The sequence below is a fragment of the Duganella sp. Root336D2 genome (assembly GCF_001425005.1).
Taxonomy (GTDB): Bacteria; Pseudomonadota; Gammaproteobacteria; order Burkholderiales; family Burkholderiaceae_D; genus Rugamonas.
This window is the reverse complement of the sequence record NZ_LMDB01000005.1, coordinates 19,769-38,811: the sequence shown is the minus strand read 5'-3', so window position 1 is coordinate 38,811 and position 19,043 is coordinate 19,769. Positions and strand designations below refer to the sequence as shown.

The following is a 19,043-nucleotide window of genomic DNA, read 5'->3' as shown; positions in this document are numbered from 1 at the left end:
GCCAAAGAGGATCAGGCAAGAAATCAGTGGAATCGTGCTATCAGTTGCCAAATCCCGCTCCCTAGAATGCAAGCTTGCATTTCCACATGAGCGGAGAGTACGGAATGATCACACTGAATATCAACGGCACGACGACACGCGTTGACGTCGCTGGCGACACCCCATTGCTGTGGGTGCTGCGCGATAAGCTGCAAATGACCGGCACCAAATACGGCTGCGGCATGGGCTTGTGCGGCGCCTGCACGGCGCACCTGGATGGCACCCCGATTCGCTCGTGCAGCACGCCGGTTTCGGCTGCGGTCGGGAAGAAGATCGTCACCATCGAAGGCGTCGACCGCGCGCGCATTGGCAAGGTAGTACAGGAGGCATGGAAAAAGCTGGACGTTGTGCAGTGCGGCTACTGCCAGTCCGGCCAGATCATGAGCGCTGTCGCCCTGCTGGAACGCAATCGCAAGCCATCGGACTCGGACATTGACGCCGCCATGGCCGGCAACATCTGCCGCTGCGCCACCTACGTGCGCGTCCGCGCCGCCATCCACGAAGCCGCACAGGAGCTGGCATGAACATGAATCTTCCCCGCATTGAAAACGGCAGCCGCCGCGATTTCCTGCGCAGCGCGGTACAAGCTGCGGCCGGCTTGACGCTGGCCCTGTACCTGCCTGGCACGCAGGCCGCGGCTCCTTCCGCCGCTGCAGTCCCGGAATTCGAGCCGAACGCCTTTGTCCGCATCGGGACGGACGGCATGGTCACCGTCATCGCCAAGCACGTTGAAATGGGCCAGGGTGCGTACACCGGCCTTGCCACCCTGGTAGCGGAAGAACTTGACGCGGCATGGTCCCAGGTTCGCGTGGAAGGTGCACCGGCGGACGCCCGCCGTTACAACAACCTGGCATTCGGAGCATTCCAGGGCACTGGCGGCAGTACTGCCATGGCCAACTCGTGGGAACAGATGCGCAAGGCCGGCGCCAGTGCCCGTGCCATGCTGGTCTCGGCCGCTGCGGCACAATGGAAAGTGCCTGCCGGCGAGATCCGCGTCAGCGAGGGCGTTGTCACGCACGGCGCAAACAAAGCCACCTTCGGCGAGCTGGCGCCAGCCGCAGCACTGTTGCCGGTACCGGCCGACGTGGCGCTGAAATCTCCCCGGGACTTCAAGCTGATCGGCAAGCACGCGCCGCGCAAGGACAGCGCGGACAAGGTCAATGGCCGTGCGCAGTTCACACAGGACGTGCACCTGCCAGGCATGCTGACGGCTGTTGTCGCCCATGCGCCGCGCTTTGGCGCCACGGTCAAATCCTTCGACGCCAGGAAGGCCAAGGCGATCAAGGGTGTGGTGGACGTGGTGCAAATCCCGAGCGGCGTAGCGGTGCTGGCGCATGACACCTGGAGCGCGAAAAAAGGCCGCGACGCGCTCAAGATCGACTGGGACGAATCCAGGGCGTTCAAGCTGGGCAGCGAAGATATCTTCACGCAGTTCCGCACATTGGCGCAGCAGCCTGGCCTGGTCGCCCATAGCGCCGGCGATGCCGACACCGCCCTTGCGCGGCCTGGCCGCGTGCTGCGCGCCACCTATGACTTCCCCTACCTCGCACACGCACCGATGGAGCCGCTGAACTGCGTCGTGCGCATCGGCGAAGGCGAATGCGAGTTGTGGTATGGCGCCCAGTTCCAGTCCATCGACCAGCCATCGGTCGCCGCGCTGCTTGGCTTGCCGCCTGAGAAAGTGAAGATCAACATGCTGTACGCCGGCGGCAGCTTCGGCCGCCGCGCCAGCAAGGACGCCGACTTCGTACTGGAAGCGGTGCAGATCGCCAAGGCAAGCAAATCGCGCGCACCAATCAAGATGGTCTGGCTGCGCGAAGATGACATGAAGGCCGGCTACTACCGCCCTGCCTTCCACCATGCGCTGGAGGCGTCGCTGGGCGAGGATGGCCGCCCAACGGCATGGCGCCACCGCCTCGTCGGCCAATCGATTCTGGCCGGCACTGCATTTGCCGGCATGATGATCAAGGATGGCATTGATGCTGTTTCCGTCGAGGGGGCGGCCAATCTTCCGTATGGCATTCCGGCCATGCGCGTCGAACTGCATACGCCGACAGATATCCAGGTTCCGGTGCTCTGGTGGCGTTCGGTCGGCTCGACCCATACTGCCTACTCCACCGAGACCTTTATCGACGAACTGGCGGGCACCGCCGGGCAGGACGCCGTCGCCTACCGCCTGGCGCTGCTCGACAAGCATCCGCGCCATGCGGGCGTATTGAAACTGGCCGCTGACAAAGCCGGCTGGGGCCAGCCGCTGCCGGCGGGAGCGAATGGCACGCGCCGCGGCCGCGGCGTCGCAGTGCATGAATCCTTCGGCACCTATGTTGCCGAAGTAGCCGAGGTGACCGTGAACGCCGATGGCAGCTTCACAGTCGACCGTGTCGTGTGCGCCGTCGACTGCGGCATGGTCGTTAATCCAGATGTGGTGCGCGCACAGGTCGAAGGCGGCGTTGGCTTTGCCTTGTCGGCTGCGCTGCATGGCGCCATCACGCTGAAGGACGGCGTGGTGGAGCAGTCCAACTTCCACGACTATGCGCCTATCCGCATCACCGAAATGCCGAAAGTGGAAGTGCATATCGTCCCGTCTGCCGAGAAGCCTACCGGTATTGGCGAACCGGGCGTACCGCCGCTGGCGCCTGCGCTGGCGAATGCACTGGCCGCCGCAACCGGCAAACGGGTGCGCAGCCTGCCGATCCGCACGGAGGAGTTGAAGGCCTGATGGAAAGTGTCGACTTGCAGGTGCTGGAGGCCGCCCGCCGCTGGGCGGCCGAAGGAAGGCGCTACGCGCTGATAACGGTGGCCCACACCTGGGGCTCGGCGCCCCGCCCGGCCGGATCCTGGCTCGTGATTCGCGACGATGGCCTTGCCGTCGGTTCCGTATCGGGCGGCTGCGTTGAAGACGACATCATCGCCCGCATGCGAGAAGGCCGCCTTGGCGAGCGCCTGCCATTCAGCCTGGATTATGGCGTCACCCAGGACGAAGCCGCGCGCTTCGGTCTGCCCTGCGGCGGCGCGCTGCAACTGGTGGTTGAACCGCAGCCGGACGCCGCGCAACTGAACGAACTGGCCAGCCGCCTGGAACGCGGCGAACTGGTATTGAGGGAAGTGGACCTGGCACAGGGCGCCTCAACGCAGGCCGCCGCGCGGCGCGGCGACACCCTGAACTGGGATGGCCGGCAACTGCGCACGGTGCATGGTCCGCAATGGCGCTTGTTCATCGTCGGCGCCGGCCAGATTTCCTGCTACCTTGCGCAAATGGCCCAGGCACTGGACTACGACATCACGATCTGCGAGCCGCGCTTGGAATACGGCGCTGAATGGCGCGTGCCGGGCACGAAGCTTCTCACTTCGATGCCCGATGACGCATTCCTGTCCATGCACGCCGATTCGCGCACTGCGGTCGTCGCGCTGACCCATGATCCTAAACTGGACGACATGCTGCTGTTGGAAGCCCTGCGCTCCCCTGCCTTCTATGTTGGCGCGGTAGGGTCGCGCGCCAATGACGGCAAGCGGCGCGAACGCCTGTCGCACCACTTCGACTTCACGTCCGAAGAGCTGGATCGGCTGCACGGCCCGATCGGCCTGCCCATCGGCAGCCACACGCCGCCCGAAATTGCCGTCGCCATCGTGGCGGAAATGACTGCCGTCCGCCACGGCGCGCCGATCGCCCTGCGTAACGTCCTGCCCTGAGGCCTTATCGAAGTTGCCAGACCAGGCCGAGCTTTTCAAAACCTCGAATAATCCAGCCGCCAAAATCCAGGTGCCTGGGTTCGTTCATCGCAGAGGTTGGGCGTGCATGATGGTGGCTGTGCAAACCCTCGCCCAGCAATAGCAGCGCAAAAAAGATATTGTCGCGCGATTCGTTTTCGCTGCCGGCCACCTTGTTTCCAAACATATGGCCGAACGAATTGACCGACCAGGTCAATTGGTGAAGCAAGGCGACCCGCGCAGCGCCGGCCCAGAAGATGCATCGATACAGTTCATCTTCGCCGCCCAGCCAATAGCCAACGGCGCCGGGCAAAATGAGGCCTGCCGCGACAATCGGCCAATAATAGTTCGACAGGAACGAAATGCTGCGATCGGCAAGACAATCCGGCGCATAGCGCGCTGACTGTGAGACACGTCCGTAAAGCATCCAGCCAACGTGGGCGTGGAACCAGCCTTGCAGTCGATTCGAGATGGGGCCGCGGTCGGAATACCATGGCGAATGCGGGTCGAATTGCTTGTCGGCGAAGCGATGGTGCCGCCGGTGGTCGGCCACCCAGCGGGTGATATCGCCTTGCATCGCCCAGGTTCCCAGCACGCCCAGGCACACCTTGATGAAGCCACTGGTCTTGAATGCATGATGCGTGAAATAGCGATGCATGCCGATGGCGACGCCCATCACGGTTAAAGCAAAGAAAACGGCAAAGACCAGCGCAGTCGCGACCGTTGGCGCAAGCTGCCTCCCGCCGCCGGCAGCCATGGCAGCCATCAACATCCAGGGCAAGAAAATGGAGGCCAGATTGAGAACCCTGTTACTCCAGTTTTCCTTCAGGTCTTGCGAGATACAGGGATCCTTCATCACCCACGCTCGAATTAATTCAACAACAATATACTATTATCAATCTTCCCCTCCCGCAACAAAGCTTTGGGAGGTGTCGCGCCGCAAGTCGGGCTCGGCATCGAACAGTGCCTCCAGCCAGCGCGCGAACACCTTCAGCTTGGGCGAAGCCATGCGGCCTTGCGGATAAACCAGCGAAACGGGCATCGGCGTGGGCGGCGTATCGTGCAACACCTGCACCAGCGCGCCGCTGGCGAGATGATCGCGGACAAGGTAGGTCGCCGTCTGTACCAGGCCCAGTCCCTGCAAGCCAAGCGTCGCATAAGCTTCCGCGTCGTTTGTCGCAAGGGTGCCGGGCATATCGATTTTGCGTTCGCCATCACTGGCGCTGAACGCCCAATCAAAGGGACGGCCCGTGCGTCCCGAGTAATGCAGGATCGCCTTGTGCTGCGCCAGGTCTTCAAGCGATTGCGGAGCACCATGCGCGGCCAGGTACGAAGGCGCGGCACAGCTCACGAAGCGCATGGTGCCAATCTGGCGCCCGATCAGGGCGGAGTCCTGCAGCGCCCCCACGCGCAAGGCGCAATCCACGCCGTCACGAACCAGGTCTGCCAGCCGGTCACTGAGATTCAGCACCAGCTCGACGTTCGGGTAGGCGCGGCAGAATTCCCCAAGCCGCGGTATCACCACTTTGCGTCCCACCGCGCCACCCAGCTCTACACGCAGCAGGCCCTGCGGTGTCGCGTTTTCGCTGGCGCGGAAAGGTGCCTCCGCTTCGTCCACCGCGGCGAGGATCGCCATGCAATGGCGGAAGTATGCCGTGCCGTCGCTGGTCAGCGCGAGCGTGCGCGTAGTTCGCTGCAGCAGCTGCGTGCCGAGGTAGGCTTCCAGCTTCTGGATCGTCGCTGTCAGCGCGGCGCGTGGCAGGCCGAGTGTTTCCGCCGCCTTGGTGTAGCTGTTTGCTTCCACGATGCGGACGAACGTTTGCATGGCTTTCAGGCGGTCCATGGCACTCCAATTGTTCACTTATTGTGAAAAGTATAGAGCATTTGTTGCCTAATTATCTTTTGGACCCGCTCGCGCAGAATGCCCCCATGCTTTCCACTACCGGAGTTCAAATATGAAAAATGACATTTCCCGCGGCATGGTGGCCTTGCTGGCAGGCGCCAGCGGTCTCATCGTCGCCAGCCTGTATTACGCGCAAACCCTGGTCGGCCCTATCAGCGCTGCAACCGGCCTTTCGCCTGAAGCAGCGGGCCTGATCGTGACCCTCACGCAGGCCGGCTACGCACTCGGGCTGCTGTTCGTGGTCCCATTGGGAGACCTGCTGGAAAATCGCAAGCTGGTGTTCGTTGCCCTGCTCTTTGCTGCAGCAGCACTGGCGGCAGCCGCTTCCAGCCAAACCGCAATGCAGTTCCTTGCTGCCTCGCTGGCCATCGGGCTCGGTTCTGTCGCAGCCCAGGTGCTGGTGCCCTTCGCCGCCCACCTGTCGCACGAAGCGACGCGCGGACAGACCGTTGGCAAGGTGGTGAGCGGATTATTGCTGGGGATTATGCTGGCCCGCCCCGCGGCGAGCCTGCTTGCCGATTTTGCGAGCTGGCGCGCAGTATTTGGCGCAGCCTCCGTGCTGGTGGCAGTACTGGCTTTCGTGCTGCGCGCGAAACTGCCTGAGCGCGTGCCTACCGCACCGCTTTCCTACCAGCGACTGATTGGTTCGCTGTGGCACCTGTTCCGCGACACGCCTGTGCTGCGTCGCCGTGCGGCTTATCACGCAGGCCTGTTCGGCGCCTTCAGCATGTTCTGGACGGTTGTGCCACTGGTGCTGGAAGGTGAACGCTTCCATTTGTCCCAGACCGGCATCGCATTGTTTGCCCTGGTCGGCATGGCAGGTGCTGTTGCCTCGCCCATCGCCGGCAGGCTGGCAGATAAAGGCCATACGCTGCCAGCAACCGCTGGCGCGCTCCTGCTCGGGGTTCTCGGCTTTGCGCTGCCGCTGTGGGTACCTGAATCGCGCGTCGTTGCAATCGGCATGCTGGCCATTGCTTCCATTGTGCTCGACATGGGAGTAGCTGCCAACCTCGTGCTGGGGCAGCGCGCCTTATTTGCGCTGGGCGCAGAGGTGCGCAGCCGCTTGAATGGCATCTACTTCGCAGTGTTCTTCACAGGAGGTGCACTGGGCTCGGCGACTGGCGCCTGGATCCTGGCAAACTACGGCTGGCGCGCAGCGCTGCTGGCCGGCATTACCTTCCCGGCCATCGCCCTGCTCTACTGGGTCACGGAAGCGCTGGCCTTGCGGCCACGCCATGCACCTACGCCGGCTCGACACCCTGGAACATATTGAAAACCCGGCCGGGGTCGTACTTCTTCTTGATTTTCGACAGGCGCGCATAGTTCGCACCGTAGTACGCCGGCTGCCATTCTTTCAGAAGCGGATCGAGATAGTTCACGTAAGCGCCGCCGCTGCTCCAGGCTTTCATCACACCGCGCATGCGGTTGGGGAACGTCGTGTCGTAGACGGCGCGCGACTGCCAGGTGGCGTATTCCACACTGAACAAGGCCTTGCGGTGGACAAAGGCGCTTGCATCTTCTGCGACACGGCTGATCGCACCACCCATGTGGTCGAAGATGTATGAACCGGAAATGCCGGCAGCCATGGCATCTTTCACCGACTGGTTCAACGCCGCGATGCCTGCCGCTGGCAGCAACGCGTTAAAGAAATCGGAACTCAGCACCTCGTCATAGCGGGTCTTGCGTCCTTCCGGCGAATAGCCGCTCAAGCTGCACTCCTTCAACGGAATCCCCGTGCACATGCTCCACGCCACACCGCGGTAAGGAAGCTGGCTGATGGCGGTGCTCATATCGTTGCTGGCAACACCTGTCGCAGCAAGGAAAGCGTTCCAATAAGGTTGCAGGAAACTGGAAGTGCCGAGGCAGTAGGCGGTAACGGTGCATGAGGCGCCACTTGAACCAAACTGCATGTAGATCTGCGCCCAGATATTGTCAGGCAGCGACTGCGGCCAACGCTGCCAGGCATCGAACATCGCGGCAAAATCCTGGAAACGGAAATCGGCGCGTGCGACGGTTATGTCCTCGATCCGATGGGTTTTGAAGGTAAAGGACGTGGCCACGCCGAAATTGCCGCCGCCTCCGCCACGCAAGGCCCAAAACAACTCTGGCTCCGTATGCGCATCGCAGCTAAGCAAGCGCCCATCCGCCGTCACTACCTCCGCCGCCAACAGGTTATCGCAGGTCAGCCCGAACTGCCGGTCGAGGATGCCGATGCCCCCGCCCATGGTGATGCCTGCAATGCCCACCGTCAGGCAGGTGCCGGAAGGGATGCAGACCCCGTTCGCAATCAAGGTGTCATATACCTCGGCCAGCCGCGCACCGGCTCCGACCTTGGTCGTGCCATTGGCATTGACCTGGATCGCATTCATTGGCGTGACGTTCAGTACGATGCCGGTGGTGGTCGACGTCCCGGCCCAGCTATGGCCGCCGCAGCGCGGCGTCACTGCCAGTCTATTGTTGCGCACGAAGGCCAGGCCGGTCCTGACATCCTCCACCGAATTGCACTTGATGATGGCCGCAGGTTTGGTGCCGTCGAAACGCATATTCGCCAGCAGGCTCGCGGCAGCATAGGCGCTATCGCCAGGTCGCAGCAACTGGCCGCCGAGTGAAGCCGATAAGCTGGTCCAGTTCAGCCCCGCCTCTCCCGGCGGAACCGGGGTCGAGGGACTACCGCTCGAACCACCGCCGCCGCACCCTGCCAGCAACGCTGCCGCCGCACCTCCCGATAACTCCAGAAACCGCCTGCGATCCATGTGCTCTCCCCTGATAACGCGCCAACTCGGCCGAGGGAAGTGATATTATCATTAAATCAATTAATTGGTATGTGATTGGTATACATCAATCAAAAGCCAGGGCGATAGCGAGGCCAATGAACAGCAAAGCAGTGCCACGCTGCAGTATCGCCATGCGCCGACCAGACATGATCCGCGCACCTGCTGTAGCAGCCAGCAGCACATAACTCAGGTGCGCGACAAAAGTGCACGCGACAAAGGTCAGGCTAAGCAGCAGGAAGCGCATGACATCCACCGCGCCCGGCGGCATAAATTGCGGGAACACCGCCGCGAAAAACAGGATCGCCTTGGGGTTGCTGCAAGCGACCAGCATGCCGCGCCGGAACACCGCACCGCGGCTGCTGCCCTCCGGCGCACTCGCCATGGCAGCAGCCCCCACCTGCCCCGCATTGCGCCATTGCTTGACGCCCAGCCAGGCAAGATATGCGGCGCCCGCCAGCTTGAGGGCGGAAAAAGCCGGTGGCCACGCCTTGAACAGCAAGCCCATGCCGCCCACAGCCACGCAAGAGACAAGGAATACTCCCACGGCATTGCCGGCGGAACCGTATGCAGTGCGGCGTGCGCCCAAGGTCAGCGTGGTGGAAACCGCCAGCAGCACGGCTGGGCCTGGGCTGAAGGTGGCGGCAAGGGCCATGGCAAGGAAAGCCAGCCAGAGGGAAAGGGTCATTGTTGTCATGCCGCCAGTATCCAGCCTGCAAGCAGGATTAAAAATACCCTAAAATTAACAACATCTTTAACTCAGAATTAAAAATGCATGGACAAGATGCGCAGCATGGAAGTCTTTGTGCGTGTGGTGGATGCGGGCAGCTTCAGCGCCGCAGCGCGCACGCTCGACATGTCGACCGTGATGGTCAGCAAGCACGTTGCCGCCCTCGAGCAACTGGTCGGTGCACGCCTGTTGCACCGGACCACGCGCAGCCAGAGCCTGAGCGAAATCGGCCGGCAGTACGCCGAGCAATGCCGGCATATCCTGCAACTGGTACACGCGGCGGAGACAGGCGCGCTTGCCATGCGTACGGTCCCGCGCGGCACGCTGAAGATCAGTGCACCAGCCGCATTCGGCAGCCGCTGCCTGGCGCCGGCCATGGCCGAATATCTCGAATCCAATCCCGAGGTAAACCTCGAGCTTGACCTATCCAACCGATTGTCCGACCTGGTGGAAGAAGGCCTGGATGCTGCCATCCGCATTGGCCCCTTGAAGGATTCCACCATGGTAGCGCGCCCGCTGAGGTCTTTGCAGATGATGGTGTGCGCAGCACCAGGCTATCTGGCGCGCCACGGCACGCCACGCACGCCCAGCGAACTGTCGCAGCATCGCTGCCTGGACTTTTCGCACTGGCGCCACGATGCGCGCTGGCGTCTCGGGCAGCTCGGCACAGAAGAAGGCACATCACCCCATTGTCGTATGCGCTCCAATAATGGCGAAGCCTTGCGCTTGGCAGCGGTCGCGGGCCTGGGCCTGGTGATGCAGGCCGACGCCGTGCTGGCGGACGAAATTGCCGCCGGTCGGCTGATCCCTATCCTGCTAGAGTTCTGGCCGGCGCCACGCCCAATGCACCTGATCTACCCACGCGACCGGCAGTCGACGCCCAAGCTGGCCAGCTTTGTGGAATTCGTGGTGCAGCGTTTCGGCACCACGCCTGGGGCTCGTGGGAAAACCGCCAGCTAGTCACACGGGGGTGGGCAACTCAGTTTTCCCCTATCAGGCGTCGCATAAGGAGAGATTTGAAATCTCTACGCGTATCACAAATGATATAGATATATGCGATGTTGGCCTGGATTTGGTAGATCAGCCGATTCATTCCGCTGACGACTTGCCGATATTGATGGAGATTCAGACTGCACAGCTCATCCGGAATAACACCGTTTTGTAGAAATACAGCAAATCTGGTCACGCAACCCAATTGGAATTGCAGAAAAGCTTCTCGAGGCTCCGCATTTGCAACGAATGCCTGAGGCCAACACCTTCAATCGATGGAGTGACGTCACGCATTAGGGCTGGATCGATAGAAATTGACCTGCTACCTAATTTAGTACGGCCCCGAACTGGAGTCTGCGGTTAATAACCCTTCCGCAAATTGCTTCGGTGTCAGATTCCTCGGCGTACTGTGCGGACGCTCCTCGTTGTACTCGCGGCGCCAGGCTTCGATCACCTGGCGTGCATGTCGCAGCGAGAGAAACCAGTGCTCGTTCAAGCATTCATCGCGAAACTTGCCGTTAAAACTTTCGACGTAGGCGTTCTGTTGCGGCTTGCCGGGCGCAATGAATTTCAGCTGGAGCTTGTGCTGATATGCCCATGTGTCCAAGGTTTTTCCTGCAAATTCCGGACCATTGTCTACGGTCACTGAGCTTGGTAAGCCGCGAGATTCTGCCAGGCGTTCCAGCACTGCGGCGACACGCCAACCAGGCAGCGAGGTGTCGACTTCAATTGCCAAGCATTCCTTCGTAAAGTCATCCACGATGTTCAGGCAGCGCAGGCGCCGTCCATCGACAAAGCCGTCCGAGACAAAATCCATCGACCAGCTCTGGTTAGCGCCCGTGGCCAGCACCCGGATCGTGCGCTCAACCCCAGCGATGCGTTTACGTTTCCTACGCCGAACCATCAATCCTGCCGCGTGGTACACGCGGTAGGTACGCTTGCAATTGAGCGTCCATCCTTCTCTGCGCAGCAGCACGTGCAGGCGACGGTAACCATATCGCCGTTTCTGGCCTGCGAGCGTCGTTAGCCTGGCCAGCAGTTCGTCATCGTCCGGACGCTTCGCTGCATACCGGAACAAGGATCTGGAAATCCCGATTAGCCCGCAAGCCCGTGTCACGCCCAGCGCATGGATACTCATTAAATGCGCGACGGCGAGTCGTTTCGCCTGCGGGCTTACCACTTTCGACTAACCATTCCTTTAACGCCGCGTTATCCAGCATGGCATCGGCCAGCAGATGCTTGAGCTTGGAATTTTCGGATTCAAGCTCCTTTAACCGCTGCGCTTGTGAGACCGTCATCCCGCCGAACTTCGTCTTCCAGTTGTAAAACGTCGCCTCGGCAATGCCGTATTTCCGGCTTAGGTCAGCCACCCTGGCGCCCGCCTCAGCCTCCTTCAACACGCCAATGATCTGCTCTTCCGTAAATCGCTTTTTCATGCCTGCCTCCCATGTTGTTGGCGCTGACCGAAAATTGACCCACCTAGAAGCTGTGTGCTGATCGAAAACTGACCCAGGTGTTCTACTACCCCTGCCCATAACTTAGGCAGGAGATTAATAGGTGATCACCATGGAAATGTTAGGCAAAATCCGCCGCATGCACCTGCGCGATAAGCTCTCACTGCACGAAATAGCGAAACGCACTGGTCTGTCCCGCAATACCATCCGGGCTTGGCTGCGCAAGCCCGATCCTAAGGCAGCGCCGAAGTACCAGCGCCGTCCAGTCCCACTCAAGATTGATCCTTACCGAGACTCGATAGTCCAGGCGTTGAAAGCCGACGCGCACCGCCCGAAGCATGAACGCCGGACAGCGAAGGCATTATTTGCCCAGATCCGTGCCGCCGGCTACAACGGCTGCTATCCGCAGGTAACGAAGTTTATTCGGGAATGGCGTCAGCAAGAAGGCAAGGCTCCCAAGGCATTCGTGCCGCTGCAATTCGAGCTAGGCGATGCCTTCCAGTTCGACTGGAGCGAGGAAGGTATTGTTATCGGCGGCGTTTATCGAAAGCTGCAAGTGGCCCACATGAAGCTGTGCGCCAGTCGGGCCTTCTGGCTAGTGGCCTATCCAAGCCAAGGCCACGAAATGCTGTTCGACGCGCATGCACGCTGCCTAGCAGCACTTGGCGGGGTTGCCCGACGCGGCATCTACGACAATATGAAAACGGCGGTCGACAAGGTCAACAAAGGCAAGGGGCGCATCGTCAACGCCAGATTCGCGGTCATGTGCGCACACTACCTGTTCGATCCCGACTTCTGCAACACCGCTGCCGGCTGGGAAAAGGGCGTGGTGGAGAAAAACGTTCAAGACAGCAGGCGCAGAATCTGGATCGATGCCCGCAACCGTCGTTTCGGCTCGTTCGAGGAACTCAACACTTGGCTAGGTGATCGCTGCCGGGCTTTATGGCAAGAGCTGCGCCATCCAGAGCACCGGGAATTCACGGTCGCGGAAATGCTGGAACAAGAGCAACTGCACATGATGCCCATGCCAGCGCCTTTTGATGGATACGTCGAGCAGTCGGTGCGCGTGTCTTCAACCTGCCTTGTAACTGTAGCGCGTAATCGCTATTCCGTGCCGTGTGAGTTGGCCGGCCAGGTGGTCAGTGCCCGCCTGTACCCTAATCGGGTCTGCGTTGCCGCTAGCGACACCATTGTCGCCAGCCATGTCCGCATTACCGATCGCGGCGACGTGCGTTACGACTGGCAGCATTACATCTCTCTGATCGAACGCAAGCCTGGTGCGTTGCCCAATGGAGCGCCGTTTGGCGACCTGCCTGCACCCTTGCAGAAATTACGGCACGGCTTGCTCCGCCATCCCGGTGGTGATCGACTGATGGCGCAGGTGTTGGCGGCCATCCCGGTCTCCGGACTGGATGCCGTGCTAGTGGCAGCAGAACTGGTCGTCGAATCAGGCGTCCTGTCTGTCGAACACGTCGAGAACGTGCTCGCCAGGCTGCACAGCACACCTCAACCTCCAAGCGCTGCCACGGCTCTGCAACTAACCGAGGCGCCGCTTGCCGATGCTGCGCGCTACGACAATTTGCGGGAACTGGCTCAATCGGAGGATGATCATGCGTGACCTTTCTGTTGAACTCAAGGGCCTGCGCCTGCACGGCATGGCTTTAGCTTGGAGCGAACTGGTCGCCAAAGGAGGCGCCACATTGGAAACAAGCAGTTGGCTGCTAGAGCACCTGTTGCACGCTGAGACCACTGATCGAGCAATGCGCACTGTTCGGCACCAGATGCATGTGGCAAAGTTCCCAGTGCATCGCGACTTGGCTGGCTTTGATTTTGATGCGTCTCGAGTCGATCAGAAGTTGGTACGGCAGCTGGGGACGCTGGCCTTTACCGAGACCGCCCAAAATGTTGTTCTGGTCGGCGGCCCTGGAACCGGCAAGACCCACTTGGCAACCGCTATCGCAATATCTGGGATCACCAACTACGCGAAGCGGGCCCGATTCTTCTCAACGGTTGATTTGGTCAACACGCTGGAACGCGAGAAACGCGACGGCAAAGCCGGGCGACTGGCGGCGGTACTACAGCGGGTGGATCTGGTGGTTCTCGACGAGCTTGGATATCTGCCTTTCAGCCAGGCCGGAGGAGCACTGCTGTTCCATCTCCTGTCGAAGCTGTACGAACACACCAGTGTCGTCATCACGACCAATCTGAACTTCGCGGAATGGTCTGGTGTATTTGGCGATGCCAAGATGACGACAGCATTGCTGGATCGCCTGACCCACCACTGCCACATCGTTGAAACTGGCAATGAATCCTATCGGTTCCAACATAGCAGCATGGCAGCCAAAGGAAGAATTCGGCAACGGGAGCAGAAGCGCAGTCGAAATGACGAAGTCACACCCTCCGCGCAATGATATAAATCGTTTATACCATTAACCCCCGATGCCGGACGAAGACAAGGGTGTCAGCGCAAAACGCTGACACCCTTGTCTTTTTTGTTACACTTATCCACAGTTGCCGGAAAGAATGGCAATATCCGCCCTGGGTCAAATTTCAATCAGCAGGGTGGGGCAGAATTCACGCAGCGCCAACACCGGTGCTGTCTCAGTCTCGAGCTGGTTCAGCTTGGTATAGGTGTAATTCCAGCGGCGGTCGGTCTCCGTAGCGGACGGGCGCAGGCTGGCAAGCGTGGCGCCATCCTGCCAGGCCACGGGCGTGGCGTAGCGCATCTTACGCGAGACATTGCCTTCTTTGTCGTACACCGTTTCGGTCAGGGTACCCATTGCGTCCACGCTTCCCACCTGCTGGCCTTTGCCGTTGTACAGGTAGTTGGTCGCTGCGGCGCTGCCCGCTACCGCGGCACGCAGGTCAGCCAGGCATAGACACGGCGCGCCTGCGCCCCAATCCCGCCGCAAGCTTCCAGATTCCCGGCACCGGCATCACACTCAGGGCCGGAGACGAAGTCCTGACTTACGTCGGCCGCAATCTCGAACCGCACCGCGGCTTCCCAAGTTTTATGCGCAGCCTGCCGGAAATCCTGCGCCGCAGGCCCCAGGCCCGCGTGCTGGTGATCGGCGGCGATGGCGTCAGCTATGGCGCACCACCGGCAGGCGGCGGGAGCTGGAAGGATGTCATGCGGAAGGAAATCGGCGATGCGGCCGACTGGAGCCGGGTGCACTTCCTGGGCCGCGTCCCCTATCCGCAGTTCACCAGCATCCTGGCACTGTCGCGGGCCCATATCTACCTGACTTACCCGTTCGTGCTGTCCTGGTCGATGCTCGAAGCGATGGCCTGCGGCTGCGTGGTCATTGGTTCGCGCACGGCGCCGGTGGAGGAAGTGATCCGCGATGGCGATAACGGCCTGCTGGTCGACTTCTTCTCGCCCCAGCAGATCGCCGAATGCGCCGTGCAGGTCCTGGCGGAGCCGGAAGCCTTCGCCATGGTCCGCGCACGCGCGCGCCAGAGCGTAGTGGAATGCTACGACCTGCGCTCGGTCTGCCTGCCGGCCCAGCTGGCCATGCTGGAACGGGCCAGGAACGGCGATTACAGCGTGACGGTGGCGTAAGCCTTCAGGTTGACGCTGCCCGGGATCTCGGCCATCGAGAGCACGCGCATATGCGGCACCGCGCGTTCAGCCAGGGCGCGGATATGGCGCCTCAGGTCCGGCGAGCAAAGCAGCACGGGCAGCATATTCCCCTTCATCATGCGCTCCGATTGCGCGGCAAGGCGCGACAGGAGCTGCTCCGCATAGCGCGGTTCCACTACCAGCGCGCTGCCGCTGTCGGCCGTCCGCACGCTGTCCATCAGCACTTGTTCGATGCCGGCATCCAGGGTCAATACGCTGAGCGAGGCGTGGTCGCCGATCAGGCCCTGGCAGATCGCCGGGCCCAGTTTCTGCCGCACTGCTTCGGTCAGGTAGCCCAGGTCTTTCGAATTGCGGCCGGCATCGACCAGCGTTTCGAGGATCAGCTCCAGGTTACGGATCGAGACCTTTTCGCGCAGCAGGTTTTGCAGCACTTTCTGCACGTCGCCGATGGACAGCACGGTCGGCACCAGTTCTTCCACCAGGCCAGGCTGGTCCTGGCGCACGCGCTGCAGAAGCCTGTCGGTCTCCGTCCGGGTCAGCAAGGTTGCCGACTGCTGCTTCAGGACCTCGCTCAAATGGGTGATGAAGACCGTGGTGGCATCGACCAGCGTATAGCGCGCAGCGCGGGCGATGTCCTTTTCAGCTTCTTCGATCCACACCGCCGGCAGCCCGTAGGTCGGCTCGCGCGTTTCAATCCCTTTGACCGGGCGCGCTTCGGCGCTGGCACGGATCGCCAGGGTGCGCTCCATCATGATTTCACCGCGCCCGGCCGGAACCCCGAACACTTGCAGCTCATAGGCATTGGCGCCAAGCTGCGCGCTGTCCCGGAAGCGCACGCTCGGCAGCACCATGCCCGACTCCAGGGCGTACTGCTTGCGGATCGCAGCGATGCGTTCCATGAAGACAGTCTGCTCGCCACGCACCAGCGGCGCCAGGGCGGCGCCAACGTGCACCTCGAACGGTTCCACGCGCAGCAGGTCGTAGCCGGTCTCGCCATCCTTCCCTTCGCCAGCCGAGCTGTCGGCGCTGTCTTCATCCGAAGTCCCGTTGCCGGCGGATTTGCGGCGCATCAGCCAGCCGACGCCGGCCAGCAGCGTCACCAGCAACAGCACCGGCACGGACGGAATCCCGGGCAGGAACAGCAGCACCGACAGCGCTGCCGCCACAATGAACATCGGCTTGGAAAAGGCGGTCATCTGCTTCAGCACCTCGCCGCTCAAGCTGCCGTCCGAGGCGGAGCGGGTCACGATGATACCGGTGCCCACCGCAATCACCAGCGCCGGCACCTGGGTCACGATGCCGTCGCCCACCGTCAGCAGGGTAAAGGTTTGCAGCGCCTGGTCCCAGCGCATCCCCATCTGCATGACGCCAATCACCAGGCCGCCCACGATATTGATCAGCATGATGATGATGCCGGCGATCGCATCGCCCTTCACGAACTTGCTGGCGCCGTCCATGGCGCCGTAGAAGCCGGATTCCTTTTCCAGCATCTTGCGGCGCTGCTTGGCTTCCTCCTGGTCGATGAAGCCCATGTTCAAGTCGGCGTCAATACTCATTTGCTGGCCAGGCATGCTGTCCAGGGTGAAGCGCGCGGCCACCTCGGACACGCGCTGGGCGCCATTGGTCACCACCACGTACTGCACTACCACCAGGATCAGGAACACGATCATGCCGATCACGTAATTGCCGCCCACCACGTAGGAGCCGATGGCCGAAATGACACGGCCGGCGTCGGCCTCGGACAGGATCAGGCGCGTGGCCGCCACATTCAGCGACAGGCGGAACAGCGTAGCGATCAGCAGCAGCGACGGGAAAGTCGAGAACTCGACCGGCCGCCCGATGTAGAACGTCAGCAGCAGGATCAGCATGGCAAAGCTGACGTTCGACAGGATCAGGAAGTCCAGCAGGCCAGAGGGAATCGGCACGAACAGCACGGTCAGGATGCCGACCACCAGCAGTACCAGCACCATATCGGTGTGGTTCTTGAACACCTTTTGCAACGCCAACATCATCTTGCCTTTCCAGAATTGCGCTTTGCCTCGCGCATCGTATACACCCACACCATGATGCGGGCAATTTGCGGGTACCATTTTTCCGGCACATAGCCGTCATGGCCGACTTCGCGGAACAGTGCCCGCGCCAGCGGCCGGTTCTGTACCACGGGAATACCATTGCGGCCGGCCAGTTCGCGCATGCGCGCCGCCAGCTCGCCGGCCCCTTTGGCCACCACTTGCGGTGCGCCGGAGACGCCATGCTGGTAGCTGAGCGCCACGGCCAAATGGGTCGGGTTGGTAATCAGCACGTCCGCCTGTGAGACCTTGGCCGCGGACTGGCTGCGCTTCAGCATTTCCTTGCGCAGGTCGCGCAAGCGGCCACGGATGCGTGGATCGCCTTCCCTGTTCTTGTGTTCGTCCTTCACGTCGCGCTTGCTCATGCGCATGCGCTGGCTGAACTCCCAGCGCGTGAACCCGAAGTCGAGCATGGCGATGACAATCAGCGCAGCCAGCATTTTCGCCAGCAGCGAGCCGCACAGCCCCAGCAGCGTATGCACATAGCCTTTGGCTTCCAGCGCCGGCAAGCTGGCCAGGCCGGGAATCATGTCGCGCACAATGTAGTAAGCCACGGCGCACAGCACCACCAGCTTCACGATCGATTTGCCCGCCTCGAAAAGGGTGCGTTTCGACATGATCTTCTTGAAGCCTTGCGCGGGATTCAGGCGGTTCATGTCCGGCGACAGCGGATGGAAACTGAACACGGGGCCGGTCTGCACCAGGTTGGCCAGCACCGCCACGACAATCAGCGCCAGGAACAACGGCCCCAGGATCGCCAGCATCGCCACCAGCAGTTGGCCCAGCCAGGCCGCCATCGCTTCGCTGCGCCAGTCAAGCGCCTGGGCGTGGGCCAGCATCTGCTGCTGCAGCCTAGCCGCTTCGCGCAAGGCGGCGCCGCCATAGGCATGGAACATCAGCACCAGGGCCGCCATCATCGCTGCCGCCGTGAAATCAGCACTGCGGGCGACCGAGCCCTTCTTGCGCGCCTGCTCCAGCTTGTACTGTGTCGCCTGTTCTGTCAGGTCGGAATCTTGTTCTGCCATTTAACCCAACACCTGTTCCCAATACCTGAAAATGCCGCTGTACACGCGTCCCATTGCCGGTCCCAGGCTGCCGGCCGTCAGCATCAATACCACGATGGACACCACGATCTTGACCGGCACCCCGATCACGAACATATTTATTTGCGGCAGCACCCGCGACACCATCGCCAGTGCCGCTTCCGCCAGCAGCAGGGCCAGCATCACCGGGATCACCAGCGATACGGCCAGCGAGAACATCAGCCCGAACTGGCGCACCACGGCCTCGGCCGGCAGCGCGGCCAGGCCGCTGCCGGGCGCGACCTGCTGCAGCGAATAGGCCAGCCCGCGCACGAAAGCATGGTGGCCATCCAGCGCGAAGAACACCACCACCGCCACCATATTCAGCATGGTGCCGAACAGCGGCGCGCTGCTGCGCGTGACCGGGTCGTAGACCGACCCCATGCCCAGGCCGCTCTGGATGTCCAGCACCTTGCCGGCCAGGGTGAAGGAGGCAAATCCCGCGTGCACGCCGAACGCCAGGGTGATGCCCAGCGCCAGCTCCAGCAGCGCGCCCGCAATCATCGGCCCCAGCTCCAGGCCGTGCGCCGGCAGCGGCAGGTCCAGGCTGTTGACCAGCATGACAGACAAGCCCAGTACCAGGAACACGCGCACCAGCAGCAGCCCGCCCAGCCCCGACATGATGGGCGACATCAGCAGCACGGCGCCGAGACGCAGCGTGGTATAGAACACGGCCAGCAGCCAGGCGATGTCGATGTTCAGGGTCATGCCAGA

Annotated in this window: 17 protein-coding genes; 8 read left to right on the top strand and 9 right to left on the bottom strand. The window is 61.7% G+C overall.

Annotated features, from left to right (window positions below; all coding sequences use genetic code 11):
• Positions 1-104 precede the first annotated feature (104 nt).
• From ASD07_RS07620 to ASD07_RS07610, 3 genes are read left to right on the top strand one after another with little or no spacing between them, the layout of a single operon-like run.
• Positions 105-563, top strand: coding sequence for a (2Fe-2S)-binding protein (locus tag ASD07_RS07620; protein WP_055927512.1), 459 nt, complete (start codon positions 105-107; stop codon positions 561-563).
• Complete coding sequence (locus tag ASD07_RS07615; protein WP_373922075.1) at positions 560-2,758, top strand: molybdopterin cofactor-binding domain-containing protein; 2,199 nt, start codon at positions 560-562, stop codon at positions 2,756-2,758. The genes ASD07_RS07620 and ASD07_RS07615 overlap by 4 nt, the downstream gene beginning before the upstream one ends.
• On the top strand, positions 2,758-3,729 hold the full coding sequence (locus ASD07_RS07610) for an XdhC family protein (protein WP_055927509.1): 972 nt from the start codon (positions 2,758-2,760) through the stop codon (positions 3,727-3,729). Before ASD07_RS07615 ends, ASD07_RS07610 begins: the two co-directional genes overlap by 1 nt.
• Before the next feature lie 4 nt (positions 3,730-3,733).
• On the opposite strand, the gene ASD07_RS07605 is transcribed toward ASD07_RS07610, so the two are convergent.
• Entirely contained in the window at positions 3,734-4,603 is an 870-nt protein-coding gene (locus tag ASD07_RS07605; RefSeq protein ID WP_055927506.1) for an acyl-CoA desaturase, read from the bottom strand.
• 39 nt (positions 4,604-4,642) lie between these two features.
• Entirely contained in the window at positions 4,643-5,590 is a 948-nt protein-coding gene (locus tag ASD07_RS07600; RefSeq protein WP_055927503.1) for a LysR family transcriptional regulator, read from the bottom strand.
• A 112-nt stretch (positions 5,591-5,702) separates the two neighbouring features.
• On the opposite strand from ASD07_RS07600, the gene ASD07_RS07595 reads away from it, so the two are divergent.
• Positions 5,703-6,923 carry an MFS transporter gene (locus tag ASD07_RS07595; RefSeq protein WP_229207087.1) on the top strand — a complete coding sequence of 407 codons (1,221 nt, stop codon included), beginning with the start codon at positions 5,703-5,705 and terminating at the stop codon, positions 6,921-6,923.
• Here ASD07_RS07595 and ASD07_RS07590 read toward each other — a convergent pair.
• Positions 6,892-8,403, bottom strand: a complete 1,512-nt coding sequence (locus ASD07_RS07590; RefSeq protein ID WP_082507187.1) for an FAD-binding oxidoreductase — start codon at positions 8,401-8,403, stop codon at positions 6,892-6,894. The two genes, ASD07_RS07595 and ASD07_RS07590, sit on opposite strands and share 32 nt — an antisense overlap.
• 85 nt (positions 8,404-8,488) lie before the next feature.
• Entirely contained in the window at positions 8,489-9,118 is a 630-nt protein-coding gene (locus tag ASD07_RS07585) for a LysE family translocator (protein ID WP_229207086.1), read from the bottom strand.
• Between the two features lie 78 nt (positions 9,119-9,196).
• Between ASD07_RS07585 and ASD07_RS07580 the strand changes: the two genes are divergently transcribed.
• A complete protein-coding gene (locus ASD07_RS07580; protein WP_055927495.1) occupies positions 9,197-10,111 on the top strand; it encodes a LysR family transcriptional regulator in 915 nt (304 codons plus the stop codon).
• A 361-nt stretch (positions 10,112-10,472) separates the two neighbouring features.
• On the opposite strand, the gene ASD07_RS30000 is transcribed toward ASD07_RS07580, so the two are convergent.
• A protein-coding gene (locus ASD07_RS30000; RefSeq protein ID WP_156397917.1) for an IS3 family transposase occupies positions 10,473-11,577 on the bottom strand; the annotation gives its coding sequence in 2 pieces (ribosomal slippage) (positions 10,473-11,328 and positions 11,327-11,577; 1,107 coding nt in all).
• A 130-nt stretch (positions 11,578-11,707) separates the two neighbouring features.
• On the opposite strand from ASD07_RS30000, the gene istA reads away from it, so the two are divergent.
• Together istA and istB are read left to right on the top strand one after the other, a co-directional pair.
• Positions 11,708-13,213 (top strand): IS21 family transposase, encoded by a 1,506-nt coding sequence (gene istA, locus ASD07_RS07565; protein ID WP_156397930.1) that lies wholly within the window; start codon positions 11,708-11,710, stop codon positions 13,211-13,213.
• On the top strand, positions 13,206-14,006 hold the full coding sequence (gene istB / locus ASD07_RS07560; protein WP_055927489.1) for an IS21-like element helper ATPase IstB: 801 nt from the start codon (positions 13,206-13,208) through the stop codon (positions 14,004-14,006). Before istA ends, istB begins: the two co-directional genes overlap by 8 nt.
• Before the next feature lie 132 nt (positions 14,007-14,138).
• On the opposite strand, the gene ASD07_RS31640 is transcribed toward istB, so the two are convergent.
• Positions 14,139-14,507 (bottom strand): hypothetical protein, encoded by a 369-nt coding sequence (locus tag ASD07_RS31640; RefSeq protein WP_055927486.1) that lies wholly within the window; start codon positions 14,505-14,507, stop codon positions 14,139-14,141.
• Here ASD07_RS31640 and ASD07_RS07550 point away from each other — a divergent pair.
• A complete protein-coding gene (locus ASD07_RS07550) occupies positions 14,429-15,157 on the top strand; it encodes a glycosyltransferase (protein WP_229207094.1) in 729 nt (242 codons plus the stop codon). The genes ASD07_RS31640 and ASD07_RS07550 overlap by 79 nt on opposite strands.
• Here the strand turns inward: ASD07_RS07550 and flhA are convergent.
• The 3 genes from flhA to ASD07_RS07535 are packed head-to-tail and all read right to left on the bottom strand — an operon-like array spanning position 15,136 to position 19,037.
• Positions 15,136-17,190: a flagellar biosynthesis protein FlhA gene (gene flhA, locus ASD07_RS07545; RefSeq protein WP_055927478.1), complete on the bottom strand. Its 2,055-nt coding sequence runs from the start codon at positions 17,188-17,190 to the stop codon at positions 15,136-15,138. The two genes, ASD07_RS07550 and flhA, sit on opposite strands and share 22 nt — an antisense overlap.
• Entirely contained in the window at positions 17,187-18,272 is a 1,086-nt protein-coding gene (locus ASD07_RS07540) for a flagellar biosynthesis protein FlhB (RefSeq protein ID WP_055927475.1), read from the bottom strand. Before ASD07_RS07540 ends, flhA begins: the two co-directional genes overlap by 4 nt.
• Positions 18,273-19,037, bottom strand: a complete 765-nt coding sequence (locus tag ASD07_RS07535; protein ID WP_082507183.1) for a flagellar biosynthetic protein FliR — start codon at positions 19,035-19,037, stop codon at positions 18,273-18,275.
• Positions 19,038-19,043 lie beyond the last annotated feature (6 nt).

What these genes read in the sequence shown, in the direction of transcription:
- ASD07_RS07620 (WP_055927512.1), top strand. Translation starts at nt 105, where the DNA reads ATGATCACACTGAATATCAACGGCACGACGACACGCGTTGACGTCGCT.
- ASD07_RS07615 (WP_373922075.1), top strand. Translation starts at nt 560, where the DNA reads ATGAACATGAATCTTCCCCGCATTGAAAACGGCAGCCGCCGCGATTTC.
- ASD07_RS07610 (WP_055927509.1), top strand. Translation starts at nt 2,758, where the DNA reads ATGGAAAGTGTCGACTTGCAGGTGCTGGAGGCCGCCCGCCGCTGGGCG.
- ASD07_RS07605 (WP_055927506.1), bottom strand. Translation starts at nt 4,603, where the DNA reads ATGAAGGATCCCTGTATCTCGCAAGACCTGAAGGAAAACTGGAGTAAC.
- ASD07_RS07600 (WP_055927503.1), bottom strand. Translation starts at nt 5,590, where the DNA reads ATGGACCGCCTGAAAGCCATGCAAACGTTCGTCCGCATCGTGGAAGCA.
- ASD07_RS07595 (WP_229207087.1), top strand. Translation starts at nt 5,703, where the DNA reads ATGAAAAATGACATTTCCCGCGGCATGGTGGCCTTGCTGGCAGGCGCC.
- ASD07_RS07590 (WP_082507187.1), bottom strand. Translation starts at nt 8,403, where the DNA reads ATGGATCGCAGGCGGTTTCTGGAGTTATCGGGAGGTGCGGCGGCAGCG.
- ASD07_RS07585 (WP_229207086.1), bottom strand. Translation starts at nt 9,118, where the DNA reads ATGACAACAATGACCCTTTCCCTCTGGCTGGCTTTCCTTGCCATGGCC.
- ASD07_RS07580 (WP_055927495.1), top strand. Translation starts at nt 9,197, where the DNA reads ATGGACAAGATGCGCAGCATGGAAGTCTTTGTGCGTGTGGTGGATGCG.
- istA (WP_156397930.1), top strand. Translation starts at nt 11,708, where the DNA reads ATGGAAATGTTAGGCAAAATCCGCCGCATGCACCTGCGCGATAAGCTC.
- istB (WP_055927489.1), top strand. Translation starts at nt 13,206, where the DNA reads ATGCGTGACCTTTCTGTTGAACTCAAGGGCCTGCGCCTGCACGGCATG.
- flhA (WP_055927478.1), bottom strand. Translation starts at nt 17,190, where the DNA reads ATGATGTTGGCGTTGCAAAAGGTGTTCAAGAACCACACCGATATGGTG.
- ASD07_RS07540 (WP_055927475.1), bottom strand. Translation starts at nt 18,272, where the DNA reads ATGGCAGAACAAGATTCCGACCTGACAGAACAGGCGACACAGTACAAG.
- ASD07_RS07535 (WP_082507183.1), bottom strand. Translation starts at nt 19,037, where the DNA reads ATGACCCTGAACATCGACATCGCCTGGCTGCTGGCCGTGTTCTATACC.